We start from the raw sequence: 15,706 nt of genomic DNA, 5'->3' as shown, positions 1-15,706 counted from the left end.
CGGAACCGCTGCTCCAAGCAATGCGGATGCCCGCGGAAGCGCTTTCAAGGGACAAGGCGCGCACGCTCGTACGCCGATTGCCCTGGCCGCATTTGCTGCAGAAGTTGCTTCGAGGCGCAGATGCAAGGAATGCGGATGAATAGCCATGAATGACGCCCGCGAGCGCGTGACCGGGCGGCAGGCCGTCGCCCTCCTGTGGGAGGCCCTGCAGCCCTGGCGGCGCCAGGTGGCGCTGGCATTGCTGCTGCTCGTGCTGTCCAAGCTGGCGGCCGTGGGCGTGCCGGGCCTGCTGAAGGCCATCGTGGACGCCTTGACTCCGGGTGGCACGCAGTCGGTGCTGGCCGTGCCGATGTTGCTGCTGGTGGGCTATGCGCTGCTGCGCTTTGCCAGCGTGCTGTTCACCGAAATGCGCGACCTCGTGTTCGCCCGCGTGGGCAAGCGCGTCGTCGCGGGCTTCTCCGAGTGCGCCTTCGCCCACCTGCTCGACATGAGTCCCGGCTTCCACGCACAGCGCAGCACCGGCGCGCTGATCCGCGAGGTGGAGCGCGGCGTGGGTGGCATCGGCTATCTGCTGGGCGCCGGCGTCTTCACGGTGCTGCCCACGCTCGTCGAGTTCGCGGTCGTCCTCGTCATCGTGACAACGGGCTACGGTCTCAAGTTCGTCGCCGTCATCGCGGCGACGATGCTGGGCTACGCGGCATGGACGGGCTGGAAGACGCGCGAGCGTGTCGAGAGCCAGCGAATCATGAACGAGCATGACTCGAACGCCAACGGCCTGCTGGTGGACACGCTGCTGAACTACGAAGCCGTGAAAGCCCACGGCCGCGAGGCCGGCGAACGGGCGCGCTACCGGGAGGTGCTCGCGCAGTGGGTGGACGGCAGCGTCGGCAGCCAGAAGACGCTCTCGGCGCTGCACGTGGGCCAGGGCGCGATCATCGGGCTGGGCGTCGGCGGTGTCATGCTGATGGCGGGCTACGACACCGCCGCCGGGCGCATGAGCATCGGCGACCTGGTGATGGTGAATGCCTACCTCATCCAGGTCTTCTTGCCGCTGAACACGCTGGGTTTCGTCTTCCGCGAGACGCGCGATGCACTGCTGAACACCGAGACGCTGTTCAGGCTGCTGCGCAAGGCGCCGGACATCCGGGAGGCGCCGCAGGCGCAGCCGCTACGCGGTGGTGACACGACGATCCGCTTCGAGCACGTGGACTTCGGCTACGAGCCCCAGCGCCGCGTGCTGCATGACTTCTCGCTGGACATCCCGCATGGCAGGACCTGCGCGGTGGTCGGCAGCAGCGGCTCGGGCAAGTCGACGCTGGCGCGCATTCTGATGCGGCTGTACGAGCCTGACGCCGGCCGCGTCAGCATCGGCGGCCAGCGGGTCGACGAGCTGACGCTGCAGAGCCTGCGCGAGGCCATCGGCGTCGTGCCGCAGGACCCGATGCTGTTCAACGACACCATCGCCTACAACATCGGCTACGGCCGCCCCGGTGCGCTGCGCGAGGAGATCGTGGCCGCAGCGCGTGCGGCCCAGGCGGACGACTTCATCCGCCTGCTGCCCGACGGCTACGAGACCCGCGTGGGCGAGCGCGGCGCGCGGTTGTCCGGCGGCGAGAAGCAGCGCATCGCCATTGCCCGCGCCTTCCTGAAGAACCCGCCGATCATGGTGCTCGACGAGGCCACATCGGCGCTGGATACCAAGGCCGAGCGCGCCATCCAGGGCGCGCTTGAGCGCGTGGCCCGCGACCGCACGTCACTGATCATTGCGCACCGGCTGTCCACCATCGTCAACACCGACGAGATCATCGTCATGGACGGCGGCCGTATCGTCGAGCGCGGGCGGCACGACATGCTGCTGGCGCAGGGCGGCCTGTACTTTCAACTGTGGGAACTGCAGCGCCAGCAGCAGCAGACAGAGACGCTGGAGCGCCGGCTGCTGCAACACCCGGTCAACCTGGCCGGCCTGCTGGTGCTGAGCCTCGACAGCCTGCGGGCCGAACTCGAGGCGCGCCGCGTCGAGCCCTACACCAGCATCGACATGGAGGTGGCAAACGTAGTCGGCGACGCCAGCCGCATGGCCCGCATCGTGCACCTCGTCTGCCAGCTCGCGCTGCGCGGCGCCGCCGGCGGCCGGCTGGAAGCCCGGCTCGCCCGCGTGGGCAATGCCAGCCAGCTGACACTCGGGTTTCACGGCCGGCTCGCTGAGGAGCGTCAGGCGGTACCCGACACGCTGGAACTGCGCACTCTGGTGGCCGAAGCCGGCGGCCAACTGGCGTTCACGCCGGACGCCGCCTCGGGTGCGCAGCAGATCCAGCTGGCGTTCGCGCTGCCCGCCGTTGTCCCGCAGCAGCCGGCCTGGCCCGAGACTGCTCCCGCGCCGCTGGAAGATGACACCGAACCGCTGAACACCGACCCACGGCCGCTCGCGGGCCTGAACGTGCTGTGCGTGGACGACGACGAGGACGCCCTGGCCTCGCTGGGATCACTGCTGGAGATGGACGGCGCCCGTACCGAGCGCGCCACCTCGGGCCGCCAGGCGCTGGAGCGGCTGGCGAGCCGTGACGTGGCCGATTGGCCGGACATGCTGGTGTGCGACATCGCGCTGGGCGCGGAGGACGGCCACGCGGTGGTCCGCAGCGTTCGGGCGATGGAGGCCCGGCGCGACGTGCCGGTGGGCCAGCGCCTGCCCGCCGTGGCGCTGACCGGCATGGCCCAGCCCGAGGATCGGCTTCGCGCGCTGGCCGCCGGCTTCCAGCGCCACCTGGCCAAGCCGGTGCGGCCGGAGGAGCTGGTGCGGACACTGCGGCAGCTGGCCCGCGTCCACGCCTGACATATAGGGCCCGTGCCGGCGGCATGCGCCTTGCCACGCGACGGCGCATCGTCAGGAGAGTCCATGCACCCCACCCCCGCCCCGGTCGAGCCGGGCATGTCCGCGCCGTGCCTCTTCACGCTGGGCATCAACGCGAGCTTTCACGACTCCGCCGCCGCGCTGGTGCTCGACGGCCAGGTGGTGGCCGCAGCCGAGGACGAACGCTTCACGCGCATCAAGCACGGCAAACGCCCGGTGCCCTTCACGGCCTGGGAGCTGCCTTATCACGCGATCGACTATTGCCTGCGCGAGGCCGGCATCACGCTGTCCGACGTGAGCCACGTAGCCTACAGCTACGACCCCACGCTCTTCATCGGCGACCGCGCGCCCGACCAGCGTTTCTCGCTGCCGCTGCAGCCGTCGGACTTCGCGCCCGGCGCATGGGAGAGCCCGTGGGACCCGCTATTCGCCTCCTACGTGATGAACGCGCCACGCCAGCTGCGCGACGGCGCCCCCCATCACCTGAAGAAGCGCTTCTCGCTGCCCGACAGGGTCCAGCCGCCCTACAAGTGGCATTTCGTCGCGCATCACCTGTGCCACCAGGCCAGCGCCTTCCTGGCCGCGCCGTTCTCGCGCTGCGCCGTGATGACGCTGGACGGCCGAGGTGAACATGCCACCACCACCTACGGCCGCTACCGCGACAGCCGCTACGAGGCGCTGGGCGAGGTGCGCGTGCCGCATTCACTGGGCCTGCTGTATGAGCAGGTCACGGCGCACCTGGGCTTCCTGCATTCGAGCGATGAGTACAAGGTCATGGCGCTCGCCGCGTTGGGCCAGCCGCGCTTTGCCCACCTGCTGCGCCGGCATCTCATCGTCGGCGAAGAAGGCCAGTACCGGCTCGATCCCATCGACTTCAGCGCCGGCGTGTGCCCGCCGCGCGCGCCGGGCTCGGCGATGGTGCAGGTGCACCTGGACCTGACGGCCTCGCTACAGCTGGTGCTGGAAGAGACGGCGTTGAAGCTGGTCACGTGGCTGCGCGAGCGCAGCGGCGAGCACGACCTCGCGATGGCCGGCGGCGTGGCGTTGAACTGCCTGATGAACTCCCGGCTGCGCGATGCCGGCATCTTCCGCCGCGTATGGGTCCAGCCCGCCGCCGGTGACGCAGGCACGGCGCTGGGCGCGGCGCTATGGACCGACGCGCGCGAACGCCGCGGCCTGGCGGAAGACGACCTTGTACAGGACGTGCCGGAGGCCTCGGATGCCAAGGCCGGCGCGGTGTTCACGCTGGCGCCGCGTCGCTGGCAGATGACACATCCCTATCTCGGCCCCGGGTTCGACGATGCCGAAATCGAGGCGCTGCTGCAGTGGACCAAGGCCAGCTACCGGCGTTCGAGCGACGTGGCCCGCGACACCGCAGAGCTGCTGGAGCAGAACAAGATCATCGGCTGGTTCCAGGGCCGCATGGAGTTCGGCCCGCGGGCGCTGGGTGCACGCTCCATCCTTGCCTCGCCGGTCGACCCCGCGATGCAGGCCCGGCTCAACGAGCTGAAGGATCGCGAGGACTTCCGCCCCGTCGCGCCGGCTGTCACGGCCGAAGCGCTCGCCGATTGGTTCGAGCCCGCCGAGGCCAACGAGGGTGCCTCGCCGTTCATGCTGTTCGTCTACAACGTGAAGGCGGCACAGCGCGAGCGAATCCCGTCGGCGCTGCACACCGACAGCACCGCCCGCGTGCAGACCGTGCATGCCGACACCAACCCGTTGTTCCACGCGTTGCTGACGGCGGTGGAGCAGCGCACCGGCGTGCCGGTGCTCGTCAACACGTCGTTCAACGTGCGTGGCGAGCCGATCGTCGCAACGCCCAAGGCGGCGCTGGAAGCGTTCTGGAGCACGCCGCTCGATGCACTGGTCATCGGCTCCTTCATTCTTGAAAAGTGATGCGGCTGACGCACGCCGACCGCGCCGTTGACCCCAGCACCAGCGCCACCAAGGGCGATGTGGCGGCCTACTACGAGGCGGTCGCTGGGCAGTTGCTTCCGGAACTCAAGGGCCGACCGGTCGCGCTGCTGCGCGCGCCGCACGGCGTGGGCGAAGAAACGTTCTTCCAGAAGCATCCCGGCAAGGCACCTTTCTCCGGCGTGCACGTGCTGGACGCGGGCCTGTGGCCTGGCCATGGGCCGCTGCTGGAGATCCGCAGCCTGGACGGTTTGATGGGCGCCGTGCAGATGAACACGATCGAGTTCCACACCTGGAACGCGCGCATGCCCCGGCTAAACAAGCCCGACCGCATCGTCTTCGACCTGGACCCCGGTGAAGGCATCGCCTGGGCCGACATCACGCGGGGCGCCGAACTCGTACGCGACGCCCTGCTGGACCTGCGCCTGCGCTGTGCGCTGAAGACCAGCGGCGGGCGAGGCCTGCACCTCGTCGTGCCCATCGCCGCACGCTGGCCCGTGGATGTGGTGCGGGCCTTCGCCGAGGCCACCGTGCAGCAGCTGGCCGACGCGCATCCCGACCGCTTCGTCGCACGCAGCGGCGCGGCGCAGCGCGTGGGCCTCATCTTCATCGACTGGCTGCGCAACGGAGACGGCGCCACGACGGTGGCCGCTTGGTCGCTGCGAGCGCGGCCCGGCCTGGGCGTCTCCGTGCCGCTGGCGTGGGACGAGTTGCCGATGCTGAACGGCGCCGCGGCCTGGACACTCGCCAACGCAAAGGAACGCGCGGACCAGGGCGATGCCTGGCCCGCGCTGGCGCCGCAATCGCTGACGGCGGCGCTACAGGCCGTCAATGCATCAGCCTGATGTGCCGGTCTCGGACAGGAAGATCTCCACCCGACGGTTGGCTGACCGGCCAGCCTCGGTGTCATTGCTGGCGACCGGCTCGTGCGAGCCGCGGCCCGACACGTTCACGCGTGAGGGCGCCACGCCCCGCGCACCGAGGTAGTCGCGTACGGCCATCGCCCGGTCGCGCGACAGCGGATCGTTGATCGCATCACTGCCGGTGCTGTCGGTGTGGCCCACGATGGTCACGCGCACATTGGGGTCGAGGTTGCGGCCGATCTCGTCGAGCACCGGGCGCATCTGCGGCTTGATGTCGGCGCGGCCGGTGTCGAAGGACACGTCGCTGGGCACATTGAGCTTGAGCCGGTTGTCGGCCGTTTGCGTAACCTCCACGCCGGTGCCCTGGCTGGCCTGGGCCAGCGCCTTGCGCTTGTCTTCCATGTGCTTGGACCAGAGGTTGCCCGCCACGGCGCCGACGACACCACCGAGGGCCGCACTGCGGCCAGCATTGCCGCCGGTGGCCGAGCCGATGACGGCACCGGCCACCGCGCCGATGCCAGCGCCCTTGGCCGTGCCTTGCTCACGCTCGCTCATCGACGAACAGCCGCTGACCGCCACGAGGGCGAAGCACAGCGCCGCGATGCCGGTGCGGCGCGCGGCCGCCTGTGAAATGGATTTGTTCATCCGGGTCTCCTTTCGAGGTTCATGCGGTTCGCGAAAAGGCCGCCGGGCGTGGAGGCTGCGGCGGCCTTTTGCATCACGTGCGCTGCAGCGGCCGGGCAGGCCCGGCGCGGCGAACGCTGCACGGCATCAGATCTTGCGGTTCAAGTCCTTGGCCGCTTCGCGGACGTTGCCGGCCGCCTTCTGCGCCTTGCCTTCGGCTTGGTTCAGCGCACCCTTGACCTGCTGGTCGGTGCTGCCAACGGCTTCGCCCAGCTTGCGCTGCGCCTTGCCGGCCACGTCCTTCACGGTGCCCTTGATCTGGTCGCTGTTCATGAGGTGCTCCTTAGGTTGGCCGCCGGACGGGATGCCCCGCGGACTGACTCCAGCCTAGGTTGCACGCAACGCCCGTGGGGCCAGCGTTCGCCCCGTCGCGCGGTGGGTCGCGTCCTACGGCGGGCCTCTCACGCGCCGGGCGCCGCACGTCCTACGACCGCGCCGCACGCCGTCCGCTGCCCACGGTCGCGCAGTCGGCCCATGCTTGAGCCCATCCCACCACTTCAGGAGATCACCATGGGCAAATATCTGCTGGCCTGGCTGCTCGGCGTCCCCGGCGTCGTGCTGGTGCTGGTCTACCTTTTCTTCCATTGACAGGGCGGCGGGCGCCATTCAAGGCGCCCGCGCCAGCCGTTCCACGGCGCCCACCAGCGCCTCGGCCGCTACCGGCTTGGCCAGGTGCAACTGGTAGCCGGCCGACAGCGCCCTCTCGGCATCGTCGGGGCTCGCGTAGGCGGTAAACGCCGCCGCAGGAACGCCCCCGCCCGACTGCGCAGGCAAGGAGCGGACGAGCTGGATCAGCTCATAGCCGTCGCAGCCTGGCATGCCGATGTCGCTGAGTAGCACATCGGGGGGCCGCTGCTGCAGCAGTCGCAGGGCCTCCTCGGCACTCGGCACGGTGCTGACCTGAGCGCCGGCGGCACGCAGCAGGTGCGCGGTGATGTCGCGCACGTCGAGTTCGTCGTCGACCAGCAGCACACGGATGCCCGTCAAGCGCCCCGGCTGCTGGGGCGACACCGGCACCGGCCGCGGCATCAGCGCACTCGGGTCCAGCTCCAGCGGCAGCGACACGGTGAACATCGAGCCGCGGCCCGGGCCAGCGCTGTGGGCCTGCACCTCGCCGCCGTGCAGCAGCACAAGCTGTCGCACGATGGCCAGGCCGATCCCCAGGCCGCCGTGGCGCCGCGTGGTGGTTGTGTCCTGCTGCTGGAAGCGCTCGAACAGCCGTGGCAAGAAGGAGGGCTCGATGCCCTGGCCCGTGTCCTTCACGCTGATGCAGGCCAGACCGGTTGCACTGCGCTGTAGCGATACATGGATGCGCCCGCCGCGAGGTGTGAACTTGAGCGAGTTGTCGAGCAGGTTGGCGAAGACCTGCTGCAGCCGCGCCGGGTCACCCAGCACCCACCAACTGCCTCCTGCCGGGCCGCCGCCGAAGTCGGTCGTCAGCGCCAGGCCGCGGGCGGCAGCCGTCGGCAGCGCCGAGTCGATGGCCGCAGCCACGACGCCGTCCAGTTCCACGCGCTGGCGGTCCAGCCGCAGCTGGCCCGACTCAATGCGCGTCATGTCCAGCAGGTCCTCGATGAGCTGCACCTGCAGCCGCGCATTGCGCGAGATGGCATCGAGCCCGTGCTTCAACGTGTCCGCATCGAACACGCCGCGTTCCAGCACATGGGCCCAGCCGAGGATGGCCGACAGCGGTGTGCGCAGCTCATGCGACAGCGTTGCGAGGAATTCGCCTTTCAATTGGCTGGCACGCTCGGCCTCCGCACGCGCCAGCTGCGAGGCGCGCAGCGCCTCCTCGCGCGCACGCTCCTCCGCGCGGCGGGCGGTGATGTCCTGCGTGAGCTTCAGGAAGCCGAGCAGGTCGCCCTGCGGCCCGCGCAGCGCAGTCAGCACCACGGCCACGTCGATGCGGCTGCCGTCCTTGCGCACGCGCTGGCCTTCGCCCTTGTACTCGCCCTGCTCGGCGGCCACCTGCAGCTCCAGCTCGGGCTGGCCGGCGGCTCGCTCCACGGCGGTGAACAGGCGCGCGAAGGGCATGCCTACCGCCTCGTCCGCCGTGTACCCCTTCATCAGCTCGGCGCCGCGGTGCCAGGAGCTGATGAGGCCTTGCGGGTTGACGGTGTAGATGGCGTAGTCACGCACCCCTTGCAGCAGCGCCTGCAGCGTCGCGGCGCTTTCGTGATGGCGGCTGTCGGCCAAAGGAACCGCCGGCTGCGGCGGGACAGGCTTCATGTCGCGGTCGCTCATCGGCGCCCCTTGTCAGGTCAGGCCGGACCGCGCCCCATGCGCGGCAGCAGCACCAGGCCGTACAACGCCGCCAGACCGACGGCGACATAGACGATACGCGAGGCCAGCGTCATCGGGCCGAAGACGGCAGCGACGAAATCGAGATTGAACAAGCCCACCAGTGCCCAGTTGAGGCCGCCGATGACCAGCAGCACGAGCGCTACGAGACTGGTCACGCGCGCGGTGCGGCTGCCTGCCGGCAGCGCGGGGGATGGGTTGAGATCAGACGATGTCATGGCAATTCCTTCCAGAAACGGGGCCTGCCGCAAGCATGCTGCGTGCCCAGCCAACGGCACCCCCCTTGCTGGCATCGGGTCTCACTTAAGGAGCACACCATGACCCGAATCGCCGACATCATGTCCGTCGACGTACAGACCGTCCAGCCCCAGGAAAGCCTGCGACGCGCGGCGCAGTGCATGCAGGACCTCGACGTCGGTTCCCTGCCAGTGTGCAACGGCGAACGGCTGCTGGGCATGCTGACCGACCGCGACATCGTCGTCCGCGGCATCGCCGATGGCCTGGACCCCGACACGGCCTGCGTGTCCGACGTCATGAGCCCCGAGCCCGCGTGCTGCACGCCCGAACAGGACACCGAGTCGGCTAAGCGGCTGATGGGTGAGCGGCAGATCCGCCGGCTGCCCGTTGTCGATAGCGACCGCCGGCTTGTGGGCATCGTCTCGCTGGGAGACGTGGCGCTGCGCGAAAGTGGGCACGTCGACCGCGCATTGCGCGAGATCTCCACGCCGGGACGCAGCGGCTGAAGAAGCACCGCGCCGTCCTGCGGCAAATCCTGCCGCAATGACGTGGCAGGTCGGGAGCTCCGCTTGCCTGGGCCCGGGCATGCAACCTTACCAACTCCCAAGACCGCTGCTCGCAGCGACGGCGGCCCTGGCGCTGAGCGCCTGCGGCGAGCACACCCGCCTGCCCGCAAACGCCGATGTCGGTCCCCGTCCCACGCTTGTCGAGCCGGTGCACCGCCCGCTGCCCACCGTGCAGGTGGCCGAGCCCAGGCCCTGGCAAGCGGGCGAGACGCCGGCCGCAGCCGCGGGCCTCCAGGTGCAGCCTTTCGCGACCGGGCTGGACCACCCACGCTGGCTGCAGCTGCTGCCCAACGGCGACGTGCTGGTAGCCGAGACCAACGCACCGCCGCGCCCGGATGACGGCCAGGGCCTGAAGGCCCGCATTCAGAAACTCTTCATGAAAAAGGCTGGCGCCGGCACGCCCAGCGCCAACCGCATCACGCTGTTGCGTGACGCCGATGGCGACGGCCGCGCGGAGGTCCGCGAGGTGTTTGCGCAGGGCCTGAACTCCCCGTTCGGCATGGCGGTCGTCGGCGACCGCTTCTATGTGGCCGACACGGACGCCGTCCTCGAGTTTGCCTACCGCGACGGTCAGACTCACGTGGAGGGATCGGGCCGTCGACTGACTGAGCTGCCCGCCGGCACCATCAACCACCACTGGACGAAGAGCCTAATTGCCAGCCCCGACGGAGTCAGGCTCTACGCGACGGTAGGCTCCAATAGCAACGTCGCCGAGAACGGCATCGACGCCGAAGAAGGCCGGGCCGCCATCTGGGAGATCGACCGCGCCACGGGCACCAAGCGCCTGTTCGCCACCGGGCTGCGCAACCCCAACGGCATGGCCTGGATGCCCGGCCCGGGCGGTGGCGCCGCGCCTGTGCTGTGGACCGTTGCCAACGAGCGCGACGAGCTGGGTAGCGACCTCGTGCCCGACTACCTGACGTCGGTGCGCGACGGCGCGTTCTACGGCTGGCCCTACAGCTGGTACGGCGCGCATGTGGATAGCCGCGTCGACCCGCAGCGCCCAGACCTCGTCGCCCGCGCGACGGCGCCCGACTACGCGCTCGGCGCCCACGTCGCGGCCCTGGGCCTGGCGGCTGCCGGCGAGAGTGCGCTGCCCCAGGCGCTGCCGGGGGCGGCGCCCAGTGGCGTCTTCATCGGCCTGCACGGCTCCTGGAACCGTAACCCGCCGTCGGGCTACAAGGTCGTCTACGTCGGCTTTGCCGATGGGCGGCCGCAAGGGCTGCCGGTGGATGTGCTGACCGGCTTCCTTACGCCGGAGGGCCAGGCCCGCGGCCGGCCGGTCGGCGTGGCCGTCGATGCGCACGGCGCGCTGCTGGTGGCCGACGACGTGGGCAACACTGTCTGGCGCGTGTCGCGCAATCCGTCAGACGAGAAACCACGTTAGCACTGCGGACAGGAATGTGCCTTGCCGCCCTGATGTACAGCCTCCGGCCCCATCACGCAGGGCCGAAGGTCTGACGTCAAGGACTCAGCCTGAAAGGATTTCATATGTCTCGACATGACGACCAGAGCCGCCAACAGGGCGGCCAGCAAGGCAACTACGGTGGCCAGCAAAGCGGCAGCCAGCAAGGCGGCGGAAGCCAGTACGGCGGCTACGGCGGCAATCCGGCAGGCCAGCAACACCAACTGAACCAGGGCAGTGGCCAGCATGGCCAGGGCGGCTACAGCGGCAGCGAATACGCCGGCTCGTCTTTCCAGGGCGGCCAGAGCGGCCGTGACAGTCAGGCCGGCGGCAGCTTCGGTGGGCAAGGCAGCTACGGGCAGCACAGCGGCGGCAGCTACGGCGACCAGCAGCGCGCAGACCACCTCGGCCAGGCCGGCGGCTACGGCGGCGGGTACGGCCAGCAAGCTGGCAGTTACGGCATGCAGGGTGGTCAGGGCTGGGGTCAGCAGAACAGCACCGGCTTCGGCCAGAGCGGCAGCTATGGTGGCGGCAACGTCGGCCAGGGCAGCTACGGCGGCCAGAACTTCGGCGGTCAGAGCTACGGCGGTCAGGGCTATGGCGGCCAGGGGGGTTACAGCGGCCAGGGTGGCAGCTTCGGCGGACAGCCGAGCTACGGCCACCAGGGCGCCGGCTACAACCCGGGCAGCGTCGGCAACTACGGCCAGGGCGGCAGCTACTACGGCCAGAACGCCGAAACCGGCCAGAGCGGCCAGGGCAGCTACGGCGGGCTGGGCAGCCAGGGGGGCTACGGCGGGCAGAGCGGCCAACACCACGAGTTCGCGCATGACCCGGACTACCACCAATGGCGCAACGAGCAGCTGCGCTCGCTCGACAACGACTACCGCAACTGGCGCCAGGACCGCTACAAAAAGTTCTCCGACGAGTTCTCGTCATGGCGCCAGCAGCAGCAGGGCTCGGGTCGCAACAGCAGCGCCATCCCCGGCGCGAGCGACGATTCGTCATCCGGCCTCGGCGCGTCGTCATCCGGCACATCGGGTTCCTCGGGTGCTTCGGGCTCCAGCCTGACGGGCACCTCCGGCTCGTCGACGTCGTCCCCCAAGACGAAGTAAGGCTGCTTTTCGGCAAACGACAAGGGCGCCGCGGCGCCCTTGCTTCATCGCCGGCAGGTCAGCCCACCCGGCGCCGGCGGTCGACGGCCTCGATCTTCAGCATCTGCCGGTACTTGGTGACCGTGCGGCGCGCGACGATCAACCCCTGTTGCGCGAGCTGACGCGTGATCTCCGCATCCGACAGCGGCACCTCCGGGTTCTCGGCCTCGATGATGTCCTTGATGAGGCCGCGGATGGCGGTGCCCGAGCAGGCGCTGCCGTTCGCGCTCATCATGGCCCGGCTGAAGAAGTACTTCAGCTCCAGAACACCCACCGGCGTGGCCATGTATTTGTTGTTGGTCACGCGCGAGACGGTGCTCTCATGGATGCCCACCTCCTCGGCGATCTCCTTCAGGCCCAGCGGCTTCATCGCCATCGGTCCATAGTCAAGGAAGTTCTGCTGCCGCTTCACGATGGCCTCGGCCACGTCCAGGATGGTGGAGAAGCGCTGCTCAACGTTGCGCAAGGTCCAGCGCGCCTCCTGCAGATGGGCGCCCATCTCGGAATTGGCCGGCGTGCGATGGCGCTGGAACAGCCGGGCGTACACCTGGTTGAGCCGCACCCGCGGCACGACTGCCGGGTTGAGCTGCACCGTCCACTGACCGCGCACCTTCTTTACGATGACGTCCGGCACCACATAGGGCACCTGAGACGAGCCGATGCGCCAGCCAGGGCGCGGGTCCAGCCGGCGGATGCGGTCGCACACCGCCTCCACGCGCGCCGGCGATTCGCCCAGCTGCCGGGCCAGCGACGCCACGTCTCGCGCCGCCAGCGCCGTCAGGTGGTCGCGGATGATGGTCTGCGCCAGCCCGCGAGTGTCCGGGCAGTCGATGGCAGGCAACTGCAGCAGCAGGCATTCGGCCACGTCGCGTGCGGCCACGCCGGCCGGGTCCAGCGACTGCACGCGCTTCAACGCGATTTGCATCTCCTGCAGGTCGGGTACCGGGTCCAGCGCGGGCACGTCGATCAGCTCCTCCAGCGGAGTGCGCAGGTAGCCGTCGTCATCGAGCGATTCGACGATGGTGCGCGCCAGCATCAGGTCGCGTTCAGACAGCGGCAGGACGTTGAGCTGGACGTGCAGGTGGTCGTTCAGCGAGGTCTCGACGGCCATCATGTCCAGCGCACTGATTTCGCCATCCTCGGCGCGGCGCAGGCCCGACCCGCCGTCGGCCGCCCACAGGTCTCGGTCGCTCTCACCGCCGTCCAGACCGTCGGCGGACACCGGCGCATCAGCCTCCATGGCCGTGTCGGCCGCGGTGCCCGGCGCAGGGTCGGGCGCCTCGGCTGCCGCGCCGTCCATCAGCCCGGCGGCCATGGGCGCCTCCGGATCCAGCACGGACGCCAGTGGCTGCGCGCCATCGCCCTGATCGCCATCGCCGTCTTCCACCTCCAGGAACGGGTTCTTGCCCAGGGTCTCGCGCAGCATTGCCGCGAAGTCCAGGGACGACATCTGCAACAGGCGCACGGCATGCTGAAGTCGGGGCGACAGCGTCTGGGCCTGTCGATGCTCGGTGCGGATGTCCAGGGATGTCACTTGAGCTCCTCTCTCGCGTTCGAAACTGGCCGGGCAGCAGCTCCACGGCCCGGTCGAACCCGGTTCTCTGCAACCTTCGTGCCGCGAATTCGTCAGCTTCGCATCTCGAAACAAACTCAGGCTTCTCCCAGGAAAAACGCGTCGCCGATGCGATGAATCGGCGGCGCTCCCAACCGCGCACTGAAGGATTTACCGATCGGGCGCGGGCGACCAGGTCAATTTCGGTAAAGGCTGCAGCGAAGGCCGGCCCAACGCCGGCGACGGGAAGACCGGCCGACGCCACCGACTGCACCCCCGGCACCGCGTTTGCCTTTGCCCCGACAAGGAGCCTGTCGGCTCCCTAACCCATCCGTCACGGAGATTCACCATGCCCAGCCAACGCACCACCCGCGCAGCCACGCAAGCCCGCTCGCAGATCCTCGACGAGCTCAAGGAAGACCACAAGCGCGTCAAGAAGGCCTATCGCCAGTTCCAGAAGCTCGACCCCCAGGAGGACCGCGACGAGGTCGAAGCCCTCGTGCAGCAGGTGCTGGACGAACTCAGCGTGCATGCCACGCTGGAAGAGGAGCTGCTCTACCCCGCCGCCCGCCAGGCGCTCAGCGACGAAGACCTCATCGACGAGGCCGAGGTGGAGCACGAATCCATGCACACGCTGATCGACCAGCTGCGCGGCATGTCCTGCGACGACGAGAAGTACTGCGCCCGCTTCACCGTGCTGTGTGAATACGTGACGCACCACGTGAAGGAAGAGGAAAGCGAGATGTTCCCGAAGCTCGAGCACGCCCGGATGGACTGGGAAAGCCTGGCCTCCGAAATGACCGAGCGCCGCGCGGAGCTAACCGGGGAGCCTGCCGACGCCGAAGACGGCAGCGAGCAGACGCCGCCGCCCACCGCGCGCAGCGCAGGCTCGGCCGGCTCGTCACGCGCACGCGCCTGACATCGCTTCACCGCGGCGTGCCGGCAACGCCGCACGCCGCCCTCCCTCTTGCCGGTCCGCCGCCATGACGCCACCACCTGTCCTGATCGTCTTCTCCCACCTGCGCTGGGGCTTCGTCTACCAGCGCCCGCAGCAGCTGATGTCGCGCCTGGCAGGCCGCTGGCGCGTCGTCTTCGTCGAGGAGCCGGTGCCCTGCGACGGGCCGGCCTGGCTGGAGGTGCGCGACATCGCACCACAGCTGCAGGTGCTGGTGCCGCACACCCCGGTCGCCACGCCGGGCTTCCATGACAACCAGCTGGCCGCCCTGCAGACGCTGCTGGATGTGCGCTTCGCCGGCCCTAACGGCGCCGACGTCGCTTGGCTGTATACGCCCATGGCGCTGCCACTGGTGCCGAGCGTTTCGCCCACCTGCATCGTCTACGACTGCATGGACGAGCTGTCCGCCTTCAAGGACGCACCCCGCCAGCTACGCCAGCGCGAGTCCGCGCTGATGAAGAGCGCCGCCGTCGTCTTCACCGGCGGGCCGTCGCTGTACGAGGCCCGCCGCAGCCAGCACCCGGACGTCGTGTGCCTGCCCAGCGCCGTGGACGCCGTGCACTTCGACCCCGTTCGCCTGGATCCGCTCAGTCCGCATGCCGCCGAAGTCGAACGCCTGCAGGGCCACCTGCCGGGCCCGAAGCTGGGCTTCTTCGGCGTCATCGACGAGCGCTTCGACGCAAGCCTCGTCGCGGCCGTCGCCGATGCCCATCCCGAGTGGTCGCTGGTCATGGTGGGGCCGGTCGTCAAGATCGATCCCGCGTCGCTGCCGCGGCGCGACAACATCCACTGGCTGGGCATGCAGAGCTACGAGGGGCTGCCACACCTGCTGCAGGGCTGGGACGTGGCGCTGATGCCCTTCGCGCGCAACGAGTCCACACGCTTCATCAGCCCGACCAAGACGCTGGAGTACATGGCCGGTGGCAAGCCCGTCGTCAGCACGCCGATCAACGACGTGGTGTCGCTGTACGGCCATGCGGTGGAGGTCGCCGACGGCCCAGCCGCCTTCGTGCGCGCCTGCGAGACGCTGCTGTCCGAAAGCCAGCTGCAGCGGCTGCACCGCACAAAGCTCATGGCCGATGCCGTGGCCCGACACGCATGGGACCGCAGCGCCGACATCGTCCACATGAAGTTGACGAAGGCGTTGCGCGACGCCGACCGCGCCGTCACGCCCGCACCTCTGACGACGGCAACTCCGCTGGCGGCGGCCGGTGGCCTGCGTCTGTGAAC

Annotated in this window: 13 protein-coding genes; 8 read left to right on the top strand and 5 right to left on the bottom strand. The window is 69.4% G+C overall.

Annotation, left to right across the window (positions count from 1 at the left end):
• The first annotated feature begins 145 nt into the window (after positions 1-145).
• The 3 genes from LXT13_RS01530 to ligD all read left to right on the top strand — a co-directional run bounded on the left by LXT13_RS01530 (position 146) and on the right by ligD (position 5,607).
• The gene (locus LXT13_RS01530) at positions 146-2,830 is read left to right on the top strand and encodes an ATP-binding cassette domain-containing protein (protein ID WP_233369838.1); all 2,685 of its coding nucleotides are present in this window, start codon (positions 146-148) and stop codon (positions 2,828-2,830) included.
• 63 nt (positions 2,831-2,893) lie between these two features.
• Positions 2,894-4,744 (top strand): carbamoyltransferase family protein, encoded by a 1,851-nt coding sequence (locus tag LXT13_RS01525; RefSeq protein WP_233369837.1) that lies wholly within the window; start codon positions 2,894-2,896, stop codon positions 4,742-4,744.
• Positions 4,744-5,607: a non-homologous end-joining DNA ligase gene (gene ligD / locus LXT13_RS01520; RefSeq protein ID WP_233369836.1), complete on the top strand. Its 864-nt coding sequence runs from the start codon at positions 4,744-4,746 to the stop codon at positions 5,605-5,607. The genes LXT13_RS01525 and ligD overlap by 1 nt, the downstream gene beginning before the upstream one ends.
• Here ligD and LXT13_RS01515 read toward each other — a convergent pair.
• The 4 genes from LXT13_RS01515 to LXT13_RS01500 all read right to left on the bottom strand — a co-directional run bounded on the left by LXT13_RS01515 (position 5,599) and on the right by LXT13_RS01500 (position 8,828).
• Positions 5,599-6,270: a YiaD family glycine zipper/OmpA-like lipoprotein gene (locus LXT13_RS01515; protein WP_233369835.1), complete on the bottom strand. Its 672-nt coding sequence runs from the start codon at positions 6,268-6,270 to the stop codon at positions 5,599-5,601. The two genes, ligD and LXT13_RS01515, sit on opposite strands and share 9 nt — an antisense overlap.
• Before the next feature lie 126 nt (positions 6,271-6,396).
• Positions 6,397-6,582: a CsbD family protein gene (locus LXT13_RS01510; protein ID WP_233369834.1), complete on the bottom strand. Its 186-nt coding sequence runs from the start codon at positions 6,580-6,582 to the stop codon at positions 6,397-6,399.
• Between the two features lie 333 nt (positions 6,583-6,915).
• On the bottom strand, positions 6,916-8,553 hold the full coding sequence (locus tag LXT13_RS01505; RefSeq protein ID WP_233369833.1) for a hybrid sensor histidine kinase/response regulator: 1,638 nt from the start codon (positions 8,551-8,553) through the stop codon (positions 6,916-6,918).
• Between the two features lie 17 nt (positions 8,554-8,570).
• A complete protein-coding gene (locus LXT13_RS01500; protein WP_233369832.1) occupies positions 8,571-8,828 on the bottom strand; it encodes a DUF378 domain-containing protein in 258 nt (85 codons plus the stop codon).
• A 99-nt stretch (positions 8,829-8,927) separates the two neighbouring features.
• Here LXT13_RS01500 and LXT13_RS01495 point away from each other — a divergent pair, with 99 nt between their 5' ends.
• The 3 genes from LXT13_RS01495 to LXT13_RS01485 all read left to right on the top strand — a co-directional run bounded on the left by LXT13_RS01495 (position 8,928) and on the right by LXT13_RS01485 (position 11,930).
• A complete protein-coding gene (locus LXT13_RS01495; protein WP_233369831.1) occupies positions 8,928-9,353 on the top strand; it encodes a CBS domain-containing protein in 426 nt (141 codons plus the stop codon).
• Positions 9,354-9,432: 79 nt separating this feature from the next.
• Complete coding sequence (locus LXT13_RS01490; RefSeq protein ID WP_233369830.1) at positions 9,433-10,800, top strand: PQQ-dependent sugar dehydrogenase; 1,368 nt, start codon at positions 9,433-9,435, stop codon at positions 10,798-10,800.
• A 104-nt stretch (positions 10,801-10,904) separates the two neighbouring features.
• Complete coding sequence (locus LXT13_RS01485) at positions 10,905-11,930, top strand: hypothetical protein (protein ID WP_233369829.1); 1,026 nt, start codon at positions 10,905-10,907, stop codon at positions 11,928-11,930.
• A 58-nt stretch (positions 11,931-11,988) separates the two neighbouring features.
• Here the strand turns inward: LXT13_RS01485 and rpoN are convergent, their stop codons facing one another.
• Positions 11,989-13,503, bottom strand: a complete 1,515-nt coding sequence (rpoN, locus tag LXT13_RS01480; protein ID WP_233369828.1) for an RNA polymerase factor sigma-54 — start codon at positions 13,501-13,503, stop codon at positions 11,989-11,991.
• A gap of 367 nt (positions 13,504-13,870) precedes the next feature.
• Here rpoN and LXT13_RS01475 point away from each other — a divergent pair, with 367 nt between their 5' ends.
• Together LXT13_RS01475 and LXT13_RS01470 are read left to right on the top strand one after the other, a co-directional pair.
• On the top strand, positions 13,871-14,440 hold the full coding sequence (locus LXT13_RS01475) for a hemerythrin domain-containing protein (protein ID WP_233369827.1): 570 nt from the start codon (positions 13,871-13,873) through the stop codon (positions 14,438-14,440).
• Positions 14,441-14,504: 64 nt separating this feature from the next.
• Complete coding sequence (locus tag LXT13_RS01470; RefSeq protein WP_233369826.1) at positions 14,505-15,704, top strand: glycosyltransferase; 1,200 nt, start codon at positions 14,505-14,507, stop codon at positions 15,702-15,704.
• Positions 15,705-15,706 lie beyond the last annotated feature (2 nt).

The organism is Pelomonas cellulosilytica (assembly GCF_021353265.1).
GTDB lineage: Bacteria > Pseudomonadota > Gammaproteobacteria > Burkholderiales > Burkholderiaceae_C > Pelomonas > Pelomonas cellulosilytica.
Note: the sequence above shows the minus strand (reverse complement) of the source record. Positions and strands in the feature narration are given on the sequence as shown.

What these genes read in the sequence shown, in the direction of transcription:
- LXT13_RS01530 (WP_233369838.1), top strand. Translation starts at nt 146, where the DNA reads ATGAATGACGCCCGCGAGCGCGTGACCGGGCGGCAGGCCGTCGCCCTC.
- LXT13_RS01525 (WP_233369837.1), top strand. Translation starts at nt 2,894, where the DNA reads ATGCACCCCACCCCCGCCCCGGTCGAGCCGGGCATGTCCGCGCCGTGC.
- ligD (WP_233369836.1), top strand. Translation starts at nt 4,744, where the DNA reads ATGCGGCTGACGCACGCCGACCGCGCCGTTGACCCCAGCACCAGCGCC.
- LXT13_RS01515 (WP_233369835.1), bottom strand. Translation starts at nt 6,270, where the DNA reads ATGAACAAATCCATTTCACAGGCGGCCGCGCGCCGCACCGGCATCGCG.
- LXT13_RS01510 (WP_233369834.1), bottom strand. Translation starts at nt 6,582, where the DNA reads ATGAACAGCGACCAGATCAAGGGCACCGTGAAGGACGTGGCCGGCAAG.
- LXT13_RS01505 (WP_233369833.1), bottom strand. Translation starts at nt 8,553, where the DNA reads ATGAGCGACCGCGACATGAAGCCTGTCCCGCCGCAGCCGGCGGTTCCT.
- LXT13_RS01500 (WP_233369832.1), bottom strand. Translation starts at nt 8,828, where the DNA reads ATGACATCGTCTGATCTCAACCCATCCCCCGCGCTGCCGGCAGGCAGC.
- LXT13_RS01495 (WP_233369831.1), top strand. Translation starts at nt 8,928, where the DNA reads ATGACCCGAATCGCCGACATCATGTCCGTCGACGTACAGACCGTCCAG.
- LXT13_RS01490 (WP_233369830.1), top strand. Translation starts at nt 9,433, where the DNA reads ATGCAACCTTACCAACTCCCAAGACCGCTGCTCGCAGCGACGGCGGCC.
- LXT13_RS01485 (WP_233369829.1), top strand. Translation starts at nt 10,905, where the DNA reads ATGTCTCGACATGACGACCAGAGCCGCCAACAGGGCGGCCAGCAAGGC.
- LXT13_RS01475 (WP_233369827.1), top strand. Translation starts at nt 13,871, where the DNA reads ATGCCCAGCCAACGCACCACCCGCGCAGCCACGCAAGCCCGCTCGCAG.
- LXT13_RS01470 (WP_233369826.1), top strand. Translation starts at nt 14,505, where the DNA reads ATGACGCCACCACCTGTCCTGATCGTCTTCTCCCACCTGCGCTGGGGC.